Genomic DNA, 19,368 nt, shown 5'->3' with positions numbered 1-19,368 from the left:
TTCCTATATTCCTATATTCCTATATTCCTATATTCCTATATTCCTATATTCCTATATTCCTATATTCCTATATTCCTATATTCAGCAGTATCAAAACACCCACTGCAAACTCATACCATTTTGTTTTAACCAATTAGAGGATGCTTTGTAATCGGGGAAAAACGCCTCTACTCGTTGCCAAAAAGCTTTGCTATGGTTCAAATACTTTAGATGAGCAAGTTCATGAACAATCACATAATCTATCGCATGATAAGGAGCACCGATAAGATGCAAATTAAAAGTGAGTTCTCGCTTACTATTACAACTCCCCCACTTTCGCTTATAAACCCCTATTTTTAGATCGTCCGGTAGCTCTTCATTCATCTGAGTGCAAAAATACGCTAAACGCATTTCTATATAAGCAATAAGCTGCTCTTTTAGATAAGCCTCTAATAGCTGTTGATACTTTTGAGAAGTGTTTTTAACTCGAGGGGATATTGTAATGAGTAAATGGTTATCATATTGGGTTACTTTGGAATCTTGACCTGAGTCCAGTTTCAAATAAATAGTTTCTGAAAAAATACTGATTTTTTTAGACTCGAAAGGATATTGCTTAGTGTCCTCAATTAAAAATTGCTTTTTTAATTGCTCTGCAACCCACTCTTGTTTGTCAAATAACCAAGTGTCAATGTGCTTTTTTGCGACAAAATGTGGGGCATACACAGTCACATTTTGATTGTGTACTTTTATAGCAACTGTTTTGCGTCTAACACTTTTCTTTAACTTATATTCAAACACTCAATTTCTCATAAACTTTTTATTATAACTCAACCCTGCGTAGGCTAAAAACAGGCGTATTAAAACTTAACATTATAAAATGTGTGATATTAAAACAAAAAAACAGATTTAGAAAAACAATAATTGCTGATTAAAAGGTAGTATAAAGTTATAAAGACATTATTTTAGACGGTTAACTTAATTAACAGTTTATTTATTAGTAAATTAGATTAAACTTGTGCAATAAAGACTATATTTTGAGCCATTATGTTATCAGCTTTTTTCATTACTGACCAAGACCCAAGCTTAATTATTAATGGCGTTTATGATCCTGTTTTAGTTTCAATGTCTATCCTGATTGCTATTTTTGCAGCTTTTTTTACGACTCGCCTTATCGATTTAGCAAAAGAAACTGAGTTCCCTGGTTATCAACGTATAGCAAATATGACCGCAGCGACTGTTTTTTCAGCCGGCATTTGGAGTATGCATTTTATCGGTATGCTCGCGTTTTCATTGTGTACCAACATTAGTTACGATCCAACCATTACACTGCTGTCTTTTTTACCCGCATTTTTTGCTTGTCAGTATGCAATATCGATGCTGGTGAACAGTAATGGTAACTTAAAAGTATTATCTATTTGTTCCGTGCTACTTGGCGCTGGTATTGGCACTATGCATTACAGTGGTATGGCCGCAATGGAGCTTGCTCCACTTCTTCGGTACGACCCTCTCACATTTGGTTTATCAATTATAGTTGCCGTTGTTCTTTCTTTTATTGCTTTGTACAGTCGCTTTAATCTTGAACGTGTTTTACCAGGCCTAACACCGCTGCAAAATAATTTAATCAGCGCAACAATTCTTGGATTAGCAGTTGCTGGCATGCATTATATGGGAATGGTTGCAACACGATTTGTAGCAACTTCTCCACTCATTTACGATGATGTAAATGCTAATGCAGGCCTCACCTTTGTAGCTATTGCTGTAGCAACTGCAACAATTGCAATCACGAGTATTGTTGCAGTTATAAATGGCATGGTTCGATACCGTATGTTGCTCGAAGAAAAGTCAGCAGACGAGTCTCGCTTAAACGCAATTTTAGGCACTGCCATTGATGGAATTGTAACGATTGATCATACAGGCATTATTTTAAGTTTTAACGAATCAGCCAGTAAAATTTTTGGCTGGCGTGAAAATGAAGTACAAAATCATAATATTAAAATGCTAATGGATGATGCTATCGCGATGCATCACGATAGCTACCTTTCTAAAGCTAAAAATATTGATTTAGGCAAAGTAATCGGTGTTAACCGTGAAATTTTTGCAAAGCATAAGAATGGCCACTTATTCCCGATTCGCTTGGGGATTGGAGAAGTTAATCAGCCAGGGCAAAACCCTCTATACGTTGGCTTCATTACAGACTTATCAGAGCAGCGAGCTTTACAAAAAAGCCTTGAAGAAAAAGAACAAAAATACCGCTCTTTAATGGATAACATGCCAGGTGTGGCTTTTAGGTGTAAGTTTGATGATAACTGGACCATGCTTTTTATCAGCCCGAGCATCAACGAGTTAACGGGTTATAATCCAAATGAATTTACTGAACATTGTATTGAATTTAACGATCTGATTTTAAAATCAGATCAGCAGCCTATTGTAGATGCCGTAACCAAAGCAATAGATGAAAAACGTCAGTATTCAATCGAATACAGGATTCGCCATAGAAATGGTAAAATCTTATGGCTTTTAGATAAAGGCAGTATCGACTTTGACCCCCAAGGCCAAGCAAAGTGGATTGATGGTGTTTTAGTTGATATTACAGAACGCAAAGAATATGAAGAAAAACTAGAGCAAGCTAAATTTAAAGCTGAAGAAGCCGCTCATGCAAAGCAATCTTTTATGGCTAATATGAGCCATGAAATACGCACACCTATGAACTCTATAATAGGTTTTAGCGACCTGTTAATGGACACTCCACTCGATCAAGAACAACAAAAACATTTAGTGACCGTAAATAATGCAGCTCGATCATTACTGAGATTGTTAAATGAAATTCTCGACTCTGCAAAACTAGAACGCGGCAAGCTCACTATTGAGCCAATACACTTTAGCTTAAAACCAGTGATAGACAGTATTATTTCTACTTTTTGGCTAGAAGCTAAAAAGAAAGATTTAGAACTTAAACTTCATATTAAAGAATCAGTAAGTGCGACGTACTACGGCGACCCAGATCGACTCAGGCAAGTACTTACTAATTTAATTGGTAACGCTATTAAGTTTACCGAAAAAGGCTCTGTTACCGTAACCGTTGGCGTGACGCAAAATCAGCATCTGTTTTTTGAAGTACAAGATACCGGTATTGGCATTGCCAAAGATCGCATTCAAGCTGTATTTCAACCTTTTGAGCAAGCCGATGGCACTACTACGCGCCGCTTTGGTGGAACAGGCCTTGGTACAACCATAAGTAAACAACTTGTAGAGCTTATGGGTGGAACAATAAACTTAGTAAGTGAACTAGGTAAAGGCACCTGCTTTTACTTTTCATTGCCGCTTACTTTAGGCGACGAAACTAAAATAGATCATTTTGATGGCCTACACACTCAATTACCCGCTCTTAGAGTGTTAGTAGTTGACGATATTGAGCAAAATACAGAACTGCTTTCTTTACTCCTGTCACGCGATCAGCATGCAGTTACCAAGGCATCAAACGGACTTGAAGCGATTAAAATATTTAAAGAACAAGATTTTGATGTCATTTTAATGGATATCCATATGCCATTGTGTGATGGCATACAAGCAACACAAAAAATAAGAGCAATAGAAAACCAAAGACAAATTAAATACACGCCAATTATTGCGCTTACAGCCAGTGTATTACAGCAAGATAAACTCACAGCTAAAAAAGCAGGCATGAATGGCTTTGCAAATAAACCCATTGATATAAATCAGTTAAACCAAGAAATAGCACAAGTACTTGGCCTTGGTATTGCAAAAGAAATGGTTATATCGCAAAGCGATCCTAAAGCGCAGCACATAGATTTTGAAAAAGGGCTCGCTCTCTGGGGCTCTAAATGTAAGCAGCTTACCGAGATTACTAAATTTATTAGTGATAGTAATAAGCGGTTCGAGACACTCTTTAATGATAAATTATCAAACATAAAAGATGTCGATAGCACCATTCACACACTCAAAGGTGTTGCTGGTAACTTAGGTCTAATAACATTAATGAAGTTATTAACCGATTTAGAGCAAAAGCAAAGTGACGCTAAAGTTATTGGTACTTTAGACGATATAAAAAGCGAGTTACTTATCATCTCACAACTGCTGTCATCAAATACCTGCGATAAGCCAAATAGTAACTCTGAAGATAATAGTTCAGACACGCTATCAATCGATGAAATTAAGTCATTGTGTGAAACACTTTATCAAGATGCACAAAATGCAGAATTAAATGATGAACTACTAGCAAAACTGCAACGCGGCACACCTTCTATCTATAAAAATGAAGTTGATAATATAACCGAGGCCTTTGATGAATTTGATTTTGATAAAGCACACGTAATACTAAAAACCTTACTTGAAAAACTAACAAATAATGAGTATTAATTAATGGACTTTACGTCAGATAGACCACGAGTATTAATTGTTGACGATGAGCCTGCAAATCTAAAAGTAATGCGCGAAGTGTTAGGTAATCAATATCGTATGTCGTTTGCTAAATCGGGTGACGCTGCACTGGCATTACTTGAAAAAGAATTACCAAAGCTAATTTTACTCGACATAATGATGCCAGATATGAATGGTTTTGAAGTCTGTCAAATAGTTAAAGCTAACCCTAAAACATCACATATCCCCATTATATTTGTTACTGCGCTTGGCGATGAAAGCGATGAATATAAAGGTTTTGAGTTAGGTGCCGTAGATTATATTACTAAGCCAATAAGCCCTGCTATTGTAAGAGCTAGAGTTAAAACTCACTTGTCGCTAGTGCAGGCAGAGCAATTAAAACAAGCTCATGTAGATTTAGTACAACGCTTAGGTCGTGCTGCTGAATATAAAGATACTGATACTGGCGAGCATATAGTGCGTATGAGCCAATACAGTAAAGTATTAGCGTTAGCACTAGGTATGGATGAGCAAAGAGCAGAGCTTTTACATCAAGCCGCGCCAATGCACGATGTAGGAAAAATAGGTATCCCAGATGCCATTTTACTCAAGCCTGGAAAGTTAACTTCTGAAGAGTTTGATCATATGAAACAGCACGCCATAATTGGCGCGCAAATATTAGCAAACTCCTCGTCACCATTGTTACAACTCGCTCATACACTTGCTATTGAGCACCATGAAAAGTGGGATGGCACAGGCTACCCTAATGGAATTAAAGGCGAAGATATATCAATTGAAGGTAGAATTGTAGCTATAGCTGACGTATTTGATGCACTTACTTCAAAGCGTCCTTACAAAGAAGCTTGGAGTGTTGAAAAAACAATTCAACATATACAATCACAAGCCGGTGAACATTTTGACCCTAAATTAGTTGAATTGTTTATAGAGAAAATTGACGATATTATTGCGATTAAAGAAGCGCACCAGGAACAACACTAAGCAATTAATGTTTAGTGTTCATTTAATCAGTACGTTTTTTACTAGCGTGCGACCCAAGCTTCACATCGTTATAAATACACTTAATATAGCTGTAGTCATGTGAGGTAATTTCATGGCTATTACCGCTTTCATCTTTAAAGTACATAGAAAACGTTACACCATGATCCGCTAGCACTGCTTTTATGTTTAAACTCTCAAGGTGATTTAGCCACTGTATAAATTGCTCCCCCGTGGCTAAAAATGCAATTCCTTTGCTACGTCCTTCGCCTTCAAAAAGTGCTAAACGCGTGGTTGAACTAGCGTCTTCAAGGGTTAGAGGGCCTCGACCTTGCTCATCCCAAAATGCAAGTTCGGGTACTACACTAAAACCTAAAACACGTTCATACCACTTAACGGCATTCGATAAGTTATCAACATTTAAATGGCAATGATCAATCCCCGATAATTTAGGTATGTTTGTATTATTCACGTTACTCACCAATTTCTGACTTTAATTGCTCTAAAAACTCACGCATATATGTTGTACGTCTATTCGCCTCTGCTTTAGCTGATGGCGTATTCATACTATCGGCAATATGTAATAATTTTATAAAAAAGTGGTCAAGCGTGTATGTTTTATCATCAGCCTCGCGTTCAATACAAAAAGGGTCTTCTGGGTTATACAATAAACGACTAATCGAGCCGCCTACTTTCATACATCGGCTCACGCCAATGGCACCCAATGCATCCATTCTGTCGGCATCTTGTACTATTTGTGCCTCAACTGTTTTAATTTTTATATTTGCGCTGAAGCTGTGCGCTGCAATAGCATGATGAATCTTATCAAAAAGTGACTCGTCATAATGAATAGATTTTAAAAACTTTAATGCCTTATCTGCCGCCATGGTCGAGGCTTTTGCACGGTCGGGGTGGTTTTTAGCGACTGCCACACAGTCGTGCATCCACGCTGCCGGTAATACTACCGACATGTTTGCCTGCTCTGCATTACATAACTGTATTGCAACGCGTACCACGCGTTCTATGTGGGTAATATCGTGAACTACATCGGCACACACCAAAGAGGTTATAAATTCTCTACATTGTGAATTAAGTATTTCTAAATCGGGGCTTAAAACGGCGTCAGGCACTATTAGGTTCCAAAATCTAATGAATGGATGAATTATCCGTACTTTACCGTGCTTTATGCTCCCCTTGCAAAACATTCATTGTATGTTGAGCCTTGCTTGACTAAAATACAGCGCTTATTTATTACTACTGAGAAGCCCTATGTCATCTGCCGTTTACCTACAAGCTGGTCGCGATAAATCATTAAAAAGAAAACACCCTTGGTTATTTTCAAAAGCCATCAAAAAAATTAAAGGTAAACCAGGATTAGGCGACACAGTAACGATCCACGACAGTGAAGGTAAATTTTTAGCAACTGCTGCTTATAGCCCTCATTCACAAATTCGCGCACGTGTTTGGAGCTTTGATGAAAAAGAAATCATCGATCAAAACTTCTTTGAACGCCGTTTACGTCGCTCATTAGAAGCACGTAGCCAAGTAATTGAAGAAGGCGGGTTAACGGGCTTTAGATTATGTGCTGCTGAATCTGATTACTTACCAGGCGTTACAATCGACAAGTTTGATAACGTATTAGTATGTCAGCTATTAAGTGCGGGTGCCGAGCGTCATAAAGGCGAGATTGTAGGCGCATTAATGTCTATTTTCCCGGGGAGTAGCATATACGAGCGTTCAGACGTAGAAGTACGTACTAAAGAAGGCTTAGAGCCAATAAAAGGCGCTCTTTGGGGTAATGAACCGACACAGCCGGTACTGATTGAAGAAAACGGTTTTAAAATTGAAGTCGATATAATTGACGGACATAAAACAGGTTTTTACTTAGATCAACGCGATAGCCGCGCCGCACTTGAGCGTTTTTCAAAGGGTAAAACGGTGCTTAACTGTTTTAGTTATACAGGTACATTTTCGTTGTACGCCCTACGTGGTGGATGTGAGCATGTAACTAACGTAGATGTATCGCAACCCGCTTTAGATACAGCAAAACGTAATGTTGAGCACAACAACTTAGATTTAGATAAAGTAAGTTTTGTTAAGCAGGACGTATTTAAGTTACTACGTCAGTACCGCGACGAAGGCAGACAGTTCGATACTATCGTAATGGATCCACCAAAGTTTGCTGACAATAAAGCGCAGCTAACAGGTGCGTGCCGTGGTTATAAAGATATCAACATGATTGCTATGCAAATACTAAAGCCAGGTGGAACGTTACTAACATTCTCATGCTCTGGTTTAATGGAACAAAACTTGTTTCAAAAAGTAGTCGCCGATGCAGCACTTGATGCAGGTAAAGACCTACTTATAATGGAGCGATTAAACCAGGCAGCCGATCACCCAATTGCTGGCAGCTACCCTGAAGGCTTTTATTTAAAAGGCTTAATCTGTAAGGTCTTTTAATATCTAATCATTCAGTTTAACTGGATTCGACTTAGTTAAACTGAATGATTTCAAGACCTGCGGTTACCGTGCCATCATCTTCTTTGCTGGCACGTATTACTTTTGCTGTTGCATTTAAAGGCGCAATACTTGGGTGAGTCGAATCAATGTTTACCGTTAGTAAAGTATTAGGTTCAAGTAATTCATCTAAATGAATTGATAAACCTGTAGCACTTAAATCCACGCATTCTGCGGCAAAACTTAAACCCGCTATAGGTTCTATTGTCGTTAAATTTGCAGGTGTATTGATCTGCATACGTCTAAAATTTCGCTTATCATCAGTAAACATACGTTACCTCTAAACAACCGTGTTAATTTCTTCCAACAAAGCACCCACTGAAAATGGCTTTACAACATACGCATTACAACCAGCATCAAATCCTGCTTGTTTTTCAGATGGGGACTCTAGGCCCGATACCATAACAACAGGAATATTTTTTGTCTCAGGTGTGTGCTTAAGCATTCGGCATGTATCATAACCATCAAGACCAGGCATACAAACATCAAGCAAAATTATATCTGGCGGACTCGCAATTGCCGAAGCAAGGCAACTTTGCCCTGAATCTGCATAACTAACATCAAATTTCGACGCCAGTGCAGCTTTAAGCATTTCAAAATTAAAATACTCATCATCCACCACTAAAAGTCGCTTTGTTTTATGTTCAATCGATGAGGACATAACTATGTCGCTTCCTTTTCAAAACAAAAATAAATCCTCCTATTAAGGTACTAAGCTTAATAGAAAATGCAAGTTTTATTCTATCTCTTTTATCGCATTAAGTACTCGCTTAGCCGAAATTGGGTAAGGCGTGCCAAGTGTTTGAGCAAATAAAGACACTCTAAGCTCTTGTTGCATCCAAAAAATAGCAGTCACCTCTTGTGGGATAGGCAAGCCCTTAGGCGTTTTATTAACTACTTTTTTGTACTCTTGAGCAACTTTATCGAGCTCTAGTACGCATAACCTATCACGATTTGGATCTACAGGCAGTTTTTCTAAGCGTTTTTGAATCGCTTTTAAATAACGAATTAAATCCGTTATTTTATCTGCGCCATGCGCGCTCACAAAACCTTTAAATATAAGTGACTCAAGCTGTGATTTTATATCGCCGTGTGCGGTGATCATGGTTAAATCTACTCGCCCTTTCATTTTTTTATGAAGTGCATGAGCAATACTTAATACTTGCTCAACTTGCGTTGCAATAGATACAACCGCATCACCTAACTCACCACGTATTTGCTCTTTTACTGTTTCAAATGCTTTTTCATCGCGTATATCGCCATGTTTCACTAATAAGCTATCAACGCCTGCCGCTATACAGTCATCAATTAAATCGGCTATTTTACCAAATGGGTTAAAGTACAAACCCAGCTTTGCTTTATTCGGTAAATTTTGTTGTAAGTACTTAATTGGCGACGGCACATTTAACAATACTAAACGGCGCAAACCTTGTTGATGTGCTTGCTGCGCTTTTGCTTCACTATCAAAAAGCTCCACTGCAGCAGCTGATTTTTTATCCACCAGCGCAGGGTATGCTTTTATTTCGTATTGACCTTGTTTTTTCACATAAGAAGCGGGTAATTCACCAAAGTCCCATTGTGTTAGGTCAGATTTTTCAATGCCTTTATCGGCTACTTTAGACAGCGTTTCGGTGACTTCACCTTGCAGCTCTGCTTTTAGTTTTGCCAAATCAAGTCCACGAGCAAGTAACTTATCGTGCTCATCACGTACTTCAAACTGCAATCGTAAATGCGGTGCAAGTGCGGTTAAATCCCAAGCTTCTGCATCAACTCTTACACCCGTCATTCTTAGTAAACGCGTGGCTAAGGCATCAATTAAACCACCTTGCATTGGCTCAATAGCTGCAAGCACTGCATCCGCATAATTAGGTGCTGGCACAAAATTACGACGAAGCGATTTGGGCAATGACTTTATAAGCCCACTTATTAGCTCATGTCTGAATGCAGGTATGTGCCAGTCAAAACCACTTTCTTGCACTTGATTTAAAAGCGCTACCGGTATTTGTACCGCAACACCATCAACCGCTTGTCCGGGATCAAAGTGATAAGCAAGCGGCAATATAATATTGTCTTGCTGCCATGTATCTGGGTAATCAAACTCAGTGATATTACTTGCGCCGTGCTGCATTAACTCTTCACGGGTCATATGTAAGTAATGTTTATTTTGTTGCTTTTGCGTTTTATACCATTTTAAAAATGCAGCGCGGTTATTAATTTCTTTTGGAATTTTTTTATCGTAAAACTCAAATAAGGTTTGCTCATCAACTAAAATATCACGACGACGTGACTTATTTTCCAGAACTTGAATATCTTCAATAAGCTCACGGTTAAATGCTAAAAAGCTCTCGTTTAAGCCCAGCTCTTGCTCAACTAATGCGGTGCGTACAAAAAGCTCTCGGCTCACTTTAGGGTCAATATTGCTATAAACACAGCGGCGTTTATTTACAACGAGTAGGCCATACAGAGTTTGCTGTTCAAACGCGATTACTGCACCTGGTTTTTTCTCCCAGTGTGGCTCGGTGTAGCTACGTTTTACTAAATGCTGTGCTAATGGTTCTACCCAGTTAATATCTATTTTTGCATTTGTACGGGCATATAACTTACTGGTTTCTACCAGCTCTGCCGACATTATCCATTTAGGGCTCTTTTTAAATAAGCCTGAACCCGGAAAAATATGAAACTGGCTATTACGTGCACCTTTGTATATTTGTTTCTCATCTTTAAAGCCTATATGGCTTAGCATTCCGCTTAATAACGCTTTGTGAACAAGTTCGCCATCAGCCGCTTGGCTGGTTGCTTTCATGCCCATTTCGTTACACACAGTACTTATTTGATAAACAATATCTTGCCACTCACGCAGGCGCATATAGGCCAAAAAGTCTTTTTGACACAGCTTTCTAAACTGGCCGTTGGTTAGCTCGCTTTGCTGCTCTTCTAGGTAATTCCATAAATTTAAAAAAGCGATAAAATCTGAATCAGGGTCATCAAAGCGCCCATGCTTTTCGTTTGCTGCGGCACGTTTTTCTTGTGGGCGTTCGCGCGGATCTTGAATCGACAGCGCCGCCACAATAATAATCACTTCACGCAATGCGCCAAGTTTGTGAGCGGTGAGCACCATTTTAGCTAAACGAGGGTCAACCGGTAATCGGCTAAGCTCTCTACCCGATTGAGTTAAACTGGTTTTGCTATCGCGTTTGTCTGGTTTTACTGCTTGTAGTTCTTCTAATAACGATAAACCATCGCTTATATTACGGCTATCTGGCGCTTGCACAAACGGAAATTGCGCCATGTCACCAAGGCCTAACGCCAACATTTGTAAAATAACAGACGCAAGGTTAGTGCGCAGTATTTCAGGGTCGGTAAACTCTGGGCGCGATAAAAAATCATCTTCAGAGTACAAGCGAATACAAATACCCGCTTCAACACGCCCACAACGACCCATACGCTGATTAGCACTTGCTTGCGATATAGGTTCTATTGGCAAGCGCTGCACTTTTGTACGATAGCTATAACGGCTTATACGCGCGGTACCTGGATCGATTACATAACGAATACCCGGCACGGTTAGTGATGTTTCGGCTACGTTAGTCGATAAAATAATATGACGACGAGAATGCGGTGCAAAAATTCGGTTTTGCTCTGCGTTAGATAAGCGCGAGTAAAGTGGCAATACATCAGTGTGTTTTAAATTACGCTTGCTAAGTGCATCAGCGGTATCGCGTATTTCACGTTCACCGTTTAAAAATATCAGTATGTCGCCAGGGCCTTCTGCGCACAGTTCATCAACCGCATCAAATATACCTTGCAGCTGATCACCCTCGGCTTCCATGTCTTCTTTATTAATATCGGCCGTTGGGTTGTAACGCACATCAACGGGGAAAGTACGACCCGATACTTCTATAATGGGCGCATTATCAAAGTGCTTTGAAAAACGTTCAGGATCAATGGTCGCAGACGTAATTATTATTTTTAAATCAGGGCGTTTTGGAAGTAGGTTTTTTAAGTAACCTAAAATAAAGTCGATGTTTAAACTACGCTCATGCGCTTCATCAATAATGATGGTGTCGTATTGATTTAAAAAACGATCTTGCTGAATTTCTGCCAGTAAAATACCGTCAGTCATTAGTTTAACGTAGGTATTATTAGAAACCTGATCGCTAAAACGAATTTTAAAACCGACTTGCTGACCAAGTTCACACTTCATTTCTTCAGCAATACGATTAGCCACTGTTCGCGCAGCTAATCGGCGTGGTTGCGTATGACCGATTAAGCCATCAACACCACGGCCAAGCTCTAAACACATTTTAGGTATTTGCGTTGTTTTACCAGAGCCTGTTTCACCGGCAATAATAACCACTTGGTTATTTGCAATGGCGTCTTTAATTACATCCTTTTTTTGACTTACTGGCAATTGCTCAGGGTAAGTCACTTTAGGAAGGCCCGCTAAGCGTTTATCACGTAATTCTTGGCTACGGGTTATATCAGCCGCTATTTTTTCAAGCGCGTTGGCATGCTTGTTTTCATCGGTTATTTTTTTTACGCCATGTAAGCGTTTTTTAAAAATAAATTGATCTTTTTTCAAGCACGTTTTTAGCTCGCCAAACAACTGACCTAGGTTAACCACCCGCATACCTTATAAAATTAATAATAGAGCATTAATTGTATCAAACTAAATGCTCAGGGTTAATCCTACAAAGCGCATAACTGCCCAGATATATGTACTTATGGGCTATTCGTCGTTAAATATACCTACATAGGTCGCTTGTGTGTTCGATTTACTCGCGCGATACATACCCGAGGTATTAAACGGCAAGCTAATATTCCCCTTCGTATCAACAATAATTACACCCCCCGTACCGCCAATCGGCGCAAGTACTTGGTTAATAACTTCATCGCCTGCTTGCTCAATCGTTTTATTTTGATATTTAACCCGCGCACAAATATCACTTGCTACGTTATAGCGAATAAAATACTCGCCATGCCCGGTTGCCGATACAGCACACGATTCGTTTTCAGCAAATGTTCCTGCACCAATTACCGGCGCATCACCGACACGGCCATAACGTTTTGCGGTCATACCGCCTGTTGATGTACCCGCAGCTAAATTACCGTTTTTATCAAGCGCCACGGCACCCACAGTACCCATTTTATAGTTATTAGGTAATGCTTTGTGCGCGGCTTGATACTCTTTGCTGGTTGCTTTGGCCTTCTCTAATTTTTGTTTTGCTTTTAAAAGCGCTTTGTAACGAGGCTCTGTATCAAATAAGTTATTTTCGATAAGTTCAACGCCCTGCTCTTTAGCAAACTCCTCAGCGCCTTGGCCGCTAAGCATCACATGCACAGAGTTATCCATTACCAAACGTGCTAATTTAATCGGGCTCTCAATATGTTTTACACCTGCAACAGCGCCGGCTTCACGATTTCGACCATCCATTATAGATGCATCAAGTTCATGCCCGCCATCGTAAGTGTATACCGCTCCGCGCCCTGCATTAAAATAAGGCGATTGCTCTAATACTGTAATGGCCGCTGTCACCGCATCTAAGCTTTCACCGCCTTGCTGCAATACTTTATAACCTGTCTCTACAGCTTGCGTTAATTTAGCGCGGTACTGCTTTTCTTGAGCCGGTGTAAATCGTGCTTTCTCAATTGTTCCTGCCCCACCATGAATCGCAATGGCAAACGGCGTCTCTGCAGCGAATGCGCTATTACTTAAGGCTATAAGGCTGCTTGCAAAAATTGCTAATAATGGTGTTTTCATAATAAGTTCTTTTATGGGAAAGTTATAAACTAATGTGAATGGTTGCGGGCTTAATTTCAACTAAAGTGAGTTTAATGGCATAAAAAAAGCGCCTTTAGGCGCTTTTTTAAATTTTACGTGTTTGTAATTAAGCTTGTTTAGCTTTTAAACGCGCTAAACGTGCTACTTGATGAGTAGACGTTAAGAAAGAATAAATTGGTGCTAGGTAACCGCGTTTACGAAGCTCAAGGAAATCAGCATCGCTTAACTCGTTTAGCTTTTTCTCATCGATAAGGTAAATACCGTTGATGTCTTTTTTCTCGCCTTTAATGTCTACTGTTAGCGTTTGCGCTATTAGTAGTTCTTTATCAGCAAGGAATTTAGTGAACGCTTCAGTTACTTGAGAAAACTCAATAAAAGATACAAGCGCTTCTTTACGACGTTTTAGGTAATCTGTTTCTTCGCCGTTTTCAAATAATGCATTACCTTCGTCTTCACCAACAAGCGTACTTGCTTCGTCAATTACGATACCGTATTGATCTTGATCTGGGTGTTTAACTAAGCCCAGTGGGTAACGAGTAGATGCCATAGGTGCAAATGCTGCAGTCCATTTACCATCTTCTACAAAAAGGTTTTCGCCTGGCTCTAAGCCAAACATAGCAACAGCTTGGAAAGTGCCGCTTTCGTTATTTTTAACGAATGACATTGGAAACTCGTTTGCTACGCGTGCAAACTCATGTGCAACTACTGGCACTAAATGTTGAGTTTTCATGAATTCTACATTGATGCCGTTTTGAATTTTAGTGTTGGCATGTTTTTCGTTGTGTAAAGGCTGTACTTGTTGCTCCGCCATGTTACTGCTCCGTTTATTTTAATTTATATGTTTCATTGTTAATACCTTTAGGCTAATGCTTTTGGGCAAAAAAAGGAAGGGAAACTTTTATGACAACGACTATGAAAAAATAAAATCTAACCAAATCTGAGCGTTGCTAAAAAACACACAACTCAAACTCATAAATTTTGTGCAAAAACAACACACTTCATGGTTGTTTTTAATACAAACCAAAGTTATCCATTAACATTGGTTAACAGTTCAGGACTGTTTTTTTGCCGTGTTTAGGCTTAAATTTGAGCAAATAAAAAAGACCGCTTATATAAGCGGCCTTTAAAAGTTAAATTAGCACCTAAATCAAGGTGCCCAATATACTTCAATATTTATACTTGGGTGGTTAAGTACAGCACGTAGTGGCATGTCATTAACATCGCCGCCCGCTTTTGCTTGCTTATAAACAGCGAGTTTTTCTTCACCGCTAATTAAAAGCTTAACCACTTTAGATTGCGAAATAGCATTTAGCGTTAAGGTCATTCGCTCAGTAATACTACCCGTCACATCACTTTGTATCGCATTAATTGCACATACTGTTTGCTCAGTTGTTAAACTGTGCTCTAAACCTTCTGCATTTGGGAATAACGACGCTGTATGACCATCTGGGCCCATGCCTAGAATAGTTACATCGTATGGCGCTTTTAACGCACTGTAAGCGGCTTCACACACTTCACTGCCTTGCTGCGCGGTTGCAGCATCGTTTTTCATGGTTATAAAGTTTGCAGCACTGCCAAAATTTTGTAATAACGTGCTTTTAATAAATGCTTCGTTACTTTTTTCATGGCTTGGCTCTACCCAGCGTTCATCAACCATAGCAACATCAACATGTTGCCAATCTAAATCAAGCGTTGATAAATGCTTATACGCAGGCGCTGGTGACGAGCCACCCGACACCATTAATACAGCACGGCCATCGTTTTTAATACCATCACGTAGTGATTGCTCAAGCGTTGCAGAAAGCTCAGCGGTTAGCGCGTCTTTATCGTCAAAAAACTTTTCAACTATCGTTGCCATGCTTATACCTTATCGCCTGTGTTAAACCATACGTGGCTCTTTTCTGCCAATAGTTCATCAGCATCATCAGGACCCCAGCTACCAGCACGATAAAGCGCAGGTTTGCCTTTGTCTTGCCAGCGGTCAATAATTGGATCAATCCATTTCCACGCTTGACGAACTTCATCACGGTGAATAAATAACGATGGGTTATTTGCAGCAGCATCAAGCATTAAACGCTTGTACGCATCTGAGTGAAAGCCATTACTGTAAGCTTGTGAAAGCTCAATGTTCATTGTTACGGGTTCAAGTTGCATTTGAAGGTTATCAAGACGCTTAGACATAAGCGTTAATTGAATTGTTTCCTCCGGCTGCAAGCGAATAACAAGACGATTTGGCTCAATGTTACCCACATTATCTTCGTAAATATTGTGAGATACTTTTTTGTATTCAACCACAATTTCTGCACAGCGCTTAGCCATACGTTTACCCGTACGAAGGTAAAATGGAACACCCGCCCAACGCCAGTTATCAATGTGTGCACGAATAGCAACAAACGTTTCTGTTTTACTAGACCCTTCGTTTAGCTCTTCTAAGTAACCCGGTACAATTTTACCGTTTAAGTCACCTGGTACGTATTGACCACGCACAATATTTTCATCAACATCACCACCTACTAGTGGGCGAAGTGCTTCTAATACTTTTAATTTTTCGTTACGAATACTGTTAGCGTTAAGCTTATTAGGCGACTCCATTGCAACTAAACAAAGTAGTTGTAATAAGTGGTTTTGAACCATGTCGCGAAGTGCACCGGCTTTATCGTAAAAACCAGCGCGGCTTTCAAGGCCAACCGTTTCTGATAAGCTAATTTGAATGTTATCGATAGATTTAGCATCCCACATATTTTCAAACAATGAGTTTGAAAAACGCAGCGCCATTAAGTTTTGTACTGTTTCTTTACCTAAGTAATGGTCAATACGGAAAATTTGCTCTTCGTTAAAAAACTCTGCAATTTTTCCATTAATTGCTTCAGCAGAATCACCGCAATAACCAATTGGCTTTTCAACAACAACACGTGATGTAGGGGTAATTAAACCTTTAGTTGATAATATTTCACAACATGTGCCGTAAACAGCAGGCGGAAGCGATAAATAAAACACACGAGACTTAGTGCTTTCGTGCTCATCTAAAATGCCTTTTAGCACATCCCAGTTGTCGTCAGCTTCTGTAACATTACTTACCACTGGCACTAAAAAAGTAGAAAACGCTTTCCAATCTTTAGCGTTAAACTCGCCTTTGCTTAAAAATTCTTGTAATGCTTTATGCGCTGTTTCTATGTATTCAGCACGTTTAGATTCTTCGCGTACTGTTGGTAGGATACGTGAGCCTTCAGGTAAGTTACCTTCTTGATATGCTCTGTACATTGCAGGTAGCAATTTGCGTAACGCAAGATCACCACCGCCCCCAAAAATTATAATATCAAAAGGATTAAGCATAGTTACTCTCTACGTTGTGATACCCAGTACATTTTATAAATGCGCGGGTATGCCTATTTATTGCTAGATTAGATGGCTTTTATAACTGTACTTAAATAAAAGCCTGCTGAATTGTTCTGTATCGATGATTTATTGTTATTTTTTATCATTGCGCTTATTAAATGAGCCTTAGGGGCCCTGTATCTCCTCTCACAAAAATACAGACCCTAAGCACTCCAGCGCTACCCGTTCAAAGGTACTCGGTTTACTTACTTGCGTAAGCGAATTTTTTATTGCGTACGGTTTTGCTTATAGTACGCCATTAAGCCGTTTGTCGAACTATCATGAGTGTGTTTAACGCTTTCATCAGTGAGTTCACTTTCAATTTTAGATGCTAAACCTTTACCAAGCTCTACACCCCATTGATCAAACGAACATATTTCTAAAATAATGCCTTGGCAAAATATCTTATGCTCATACAGTGCAATTAAACGACCCACTGTTTTAGCATCTACTGTATCTAATAGCATAGATGTTGTAGGGCGATTGCCTTGATGAATTTTATGATTTAATAGCTCATCAATTTCTGCTTGCGATTTACCCTTAGCGGTTAAATCAGCGGTAACTTGCTCTGCATCCACACCACTCATCATCGCTTCTGTTTGTGCAAAGAAGTTTGATAATAAAATATCGTGATGCTTATCAACATTCACTTGTGGTTTAACTGATGCAATAAAATCTGCAGGCACAATTACATTACCTTGGTGTAAACACTGATAAAACGCGTGCTGACCATTAATACCCGTCATGCCCCAAATAATTGGAACTGTTGTATAAGGTACTGTTTCGCCGGCAAAGTTAACGTGCTTACCGTTACTTTCCATTTCGCCTTGCTGTAAATAAGCAGGCAACATATGCAGTGCTTGGTCGTACGGTAATATAGCTTGAGCTGTGTAGCCCAAAAAGCTTGTGTTCCATACGCTAAGTAATGCCATAATTAATGGTATATTTTGCTCAAACGGCGCGGCCTTAAAGTGCTCATCTACTTCAAAGGCACCTTCTAAAATGGCTTCAAAGGCGTCATAGCCTAAATATAAAGCGATTGGTAAGCCTATCGCACTCCAAAGTGAAAAGCGACCGCCAACCCAATCCCACATAGTGAATACGTTTTCGTCGCTGATACCAAAGGCTGCCGTTTTTTCTAAATTTGTACTTACCGCAACAAAATGTTTAGCAATTGTGCTTTCATCTTTTGTTGTTTGTAAAAACCAATCAACTGCTGTTTTAGCGTTTGTCATGGTTTCTGAGGTAGTAAATGTTTTTGACGAAATAACAAATAATGTTGTTTCAGGGTCAATGGCTTTTAATATAGACGAAATTTGTACGCCGTCAGCATTAGATACGTAATGAACATTTAACGTATCATCAGCAAGTGCTTTTAACGCCTCGGTTGCCATTTGTGGACCAAGGTTAGAACCACCTACGCCTATGCTTACAACATCTTTTACCGCTTTACCGGTATAGCCTAGCCATTTACCGCTACGAACTTTTTCTACAAACACTTTAATTTTAGCTAATTCGTTGTCTACGGCTTGTGTTACGTTTTCGCCATCAACGATTAATGGAGTGTGAGCACGATTACGAAGTGCCGTATGTAGTACTGAGCGATCCTCGGTGATATTTATTTTTTCACCGCTAAACATTTTATCGCGCCACGACGCAATATCGCATTCTTTAGCAAGCGACATTAAGTTAGCAAAAACATCGTTATCAATAAGTTGCTTAGAATAGTCGAATAATACGCCTGGTATTTGAGTCGAAAACTGAGAAAAGCGCGTGTCATCTTGTGCAAATAACGTTTTTAGATGTGTTTGTTTCATCTTAGCTGCACTTTGTTCTAGTGCTTGCCAACTTGCTAGTTGCGTTCGGTTAGACATGGATATACCCTCTAATTCTTTCAATCTATTGATTTAAAAATATTTTTTATAAAAGCGAAAATATTAACATTGCTTTTTTACACTAAATTAAAGCGCAAATAGTATAACTAAAAATGCAAAAAAAGTGCTGTTTTTATAATTTTAGATGCAGATGATAACGCAATTTTTAGCTTTTGACACCGGTATCATAAAAATTTTATAAATTAATTTACCCGCAGTTTTAAAGGTACCAGCTAACATTAAGCCCTAAAAATGAAATATTAATGAATTTTCATATGTCCCGCTACATAAGTCCCGCTAATTACTTTTTATAATTATTCACTAATTACTATGGCTTGCTTATCTCTAGAACAAATAAACCTTAAAAACAAAAAATCGGCCCTAAAGCTAACACCATTCAGTTAAGCATGTTTTGACTTAATGGTGTACCGAGTTTTTGAAATTCGAACGGTCCTACTTTTGGGCCGT

General features: G+C 39.1%; 14 protein-coding genes. 3 read left to right on the top strand and 11 right to left on the bottom strand.

Annotated elements, in window-relative coordinates; genetic code table 11:
• Positions 1 to 90: 90 nt before the first annotated feature.
• Positions 91 to 777, bottom strand: coding sequence for a SprT family zinc-dependent metalloprotease (locus GQR55_RS11045; RefSeq protein ID WP_331461455.1), 687 nt, complete (start codon positions 775 to 777; stop codon positions 91 to 93).
• Positions 778 to 1,023: 246 nt separating this feature from the next.
• On the opposite strand from GQR55_RS11045, the gene GQR55_RS11040 reads away from it, so the two are divergent.
• Both GQR55_RS11040 and GQR55_RS11035 read left to right on the top strand, forming a co-directional pair.
• Entirely contained in the window at positions 1,024 to 4,356 is a 3,333-nt protein-coding gene (locus tag GQR55_RS11040; protein ID WP_166420636.1) for an MHYT domain-containing protein, read from the top strand.
• Between the two features lie 3 nt (positions 4,357 to 4,359).
• On the top strand, positions 4,360 to 5,355 hold the full coding sequence (locus GQR55_RS11035; RefSeq protein WP_166420635.1) for a two-component system response regulator: 996 nt from the start codon (positions 4,360 to 4,362) through the stop codon (positions 5,353 to 5,355).
• Positions 5,356 to 5,377: 22 nt separating this feature from the next.
• Here the strand turns inward: GQR55_RS11035 and GQR55_RS11030 are convergent, their stop codons facing one another.
• Both GQR55_RS11030 and GQR55_RS11025 read right to left on the bottom strand, forming a co-directional pair.
• The gene (locus GQR55_RS11030; protein ID WP_166420634.1) at positions 5,378 to 5,824 is read right to left on the bottom strand and encodes a VOC family protein; all 447 of its coding nucleotides are present in this window, start codon (positions 5,822 to 5,824) and stop codon (positions 5,378 to 5,380) included.
• A 1-nt stretch (position 5,825) separates the two neighbouring features.
• A complete protein-coding gene (locus GQR55_RS11025; RefSeq protein WP_166420633.1) occupies positions 5,826 to 6,482 on the bottom strand; it encodes an HD domain-containing protein in 657 nt (218 codons plus the stop codon).
• A 139-nt stretch (positions 6,483 to 6,621) separates the two neighbouring features.
• On the opposite strand from GQR55_RS11025, the gene GQR55_RS11020 reads away from it, so the two are divergent.
• Positions 6,622 to 7,812 (top strand): class I SAM-dependent methyltransferase, encoded by a 1,191-nt coding sequence (locus GQR55_RS11020; RefSeq protein ID WP_166420632.1) that lies wholly within the window; start codon positions 6,622 to 6,624, stop codon positions 7,810 to 7,812.
• 31 nt (positions 7,813 to 7,843) lie between these two features.
• On the opposite strand, the gene GQR55_RS11015 is transcribed toward GQR55_RS11020, so the two are convergent.
• From GQR55_RS11015 to pgi, 8 genes are all read right to left on the bottom strand, one after another.
• Positions 7,844 to 8,140: a PilZ domain-containing protein gene (locus GQR55_RS11015; RefSeq protein ID WP_007581065.1), complete on the bottom strand. Its 297-nt coding sequence runs from the start codon at positions 8,138 to 8,140 to the stop codon at positions 7,844 to 7,846.
• A gap of 9 nt (positions 8,141 to 8,149) precedes the next feature.
• The gene (locus tag GQR55_RS11010; protein ID WP_024597850.1) at positions 8,150 to 8,530 is read right to left on the bottom strand and encodes a response regulator; all 381 of its coding nucleotides are present in this window, start codon (positions 8,528 to 8,530) and stop codon (positions 8,150 to 8,152) included.
• A gap of 75 nt (positions 8,531 to 8,605) precedes the next feature.
• Positions 8,606 to 12,493, bottom strand: coding sequence for an ATP-dependent RNA helicase HrpA (gene hrpA, locus GQR55_RS11005; protein ID WP_197181512.1), 3,888 nt, complete (start codon positions 12,491 to 12,493; stop codon positions 8,606 to 8,608).
• A 105-nt stretch (positions 12,494 to 12,598) separates the two neighbouring features.
• Positions 12,599 to 13,630 carry an isoaspartyl peptidase/L-asparaginase gene (locus GQR55_RS11000; protein WP_166420630.1) on the bottom strand — a complete coding sequence of 344 codons (1,032 nt, stop codon included), beginning with the start codon at positions 13,628 to 13,630 and terminating at the stop codon, positions 12,599 to 12,601.
• Between the two features lie 127 nt (positions 13,631 to 13,757).
• Entirely contained in the window at positions 13,758 to 14,462 is a 705-nt protein-coding gene (locus tag GQR55_RS10995) for a SapC family protein (RefSeq protein ID WP_024591000.1), read from the bottom strand.
• 336 nt (positions 14,463 to 14,798) lie between these two features.
• The gene (gene pgl, locus GQR55_RS10990) at positions 14,799 to 15,509 is read right to left on the bottom strand and encodes a 6-phosphogluconolactonase (protein ID WP_166420629.1); all 711 of its coding nucleotides are present in this window, start codon (positions 15,507 to 15,509) and stop codon (positions 14,799 to 14,801) included.
• Between the two features lie 2 nt (positions 15,510 to 15,511).
• Positions 15,512 to 16,984, bottom strand: a complete 1,473-nt coding sequence (zwf, locus tag GQR55_RS10985; RefSeq protein ID WP_166420628.1) for a glucose-6-phosphate dehydrogenase — start codon at positions 16,982 to 16,984, stop codon at positions 15,512 to 15,514.
• 269 nt (positions 16,985 to 17,253) lie between these two features.
• On the bottom strand, positions 17,254 to 18,900 hold the full coding sequence (pgi, locus tag GQR55_RS10980) for a glucose-6-phosphate isomerase (RefSeq protein ID WP_166420627.1): 1,647 nt from the start codon (positions 18,898 to 18,900) through the stop codon (positions 17,254 to 17,256).
• Positions 18,901 to 19,368 lie beyond the last annotated feature (468 nt).

The organism is Pseudoalteromonas sp. Z1A8, from assembly GCF_011378855.1.
Classification (GTDB): Bacteria; Pseudomonadota; Gammaproteobacteria; order Enterobacterales; family Alteromonadaceae; genus Pseudoalteromonas.
Note: the sequence above shows the minus strand (reverse complement) of the source record. Positions and strands in the feature narration are given on the sequence as shown.

Excerpts from the sequence above, each read along its gene's own strand:
- GQR55_RS11040 (WP_166420636.1), top strand. The coding sequence starts at position 1,024 with ATGTTATCAGCTTTTTTCATTACTGACCAAGACCCAAGCTTAATTATT.
- GQR55_RS11035 (WP_166420635.1), top strand. The coding sequence starts at position 4,360 with ATGGACTTTACGTCAGATAGACCACGAGTATTAATTGTTGACGATGAG.
- GQR55_RS11020 (WP_166420632.1), top strand. The coding sequence starts at position 6,622 with ATGTCATCTGCCGTTTACCTACAAGCTGGTCGCGATAAATCATTAAAA.
- GQR55_RS11015 (WP_007581065.1), bottom strand. The coding sequence starts at position 8,140 with ATGTTTACTGATGATAAGCGAAATTTTAGACGTATGCAGATCAATACA.
- GQR55_RS11010 (WP_024597850.1), bottom strand. The coding sequence starts at position 8,530 with ATGTCCTCATCGATTGAACATAAAACAAAGCGACTTTTAGTGGTGGAT.
- GQR55_RS11000 (WP_166420630.1), bottom strand. The coding sequence starts at position 13,630 with ATGAAAACACCATTATTAGCAATTTTTGCAAGCAGCCTTATAGCCTTA.
- GQR55_RS10995 (WP_024591000.1), bottom strand. The coding sequence starts at position 14,462 with ATGGCGGAGCAACAAGTACAGCCTTTACACAACGAAAAACATGCCAAC.
- pgl (WP_166420629.1), bottom strand. The coding sequence starts at position 15,509 with ATGGCAACGATAGTTGAAAAGTTTTTTGACGATAAAGACGCGCTAACC.
- zwf (WP_166420628.1), bottom strand. The coding sequence starts at position 16,984 with ATGCTTAATCCTTTTGATATTATAATTTTTGGGGGCGGTGGTGATCTT.
- pgi (WP_166420627.1), bottom strand. The coding sequence starts at position 18,900 with ATGTCTAACCGAACGCAACTAGCAAGTTGGCAAGCACTAGAACAAAGT.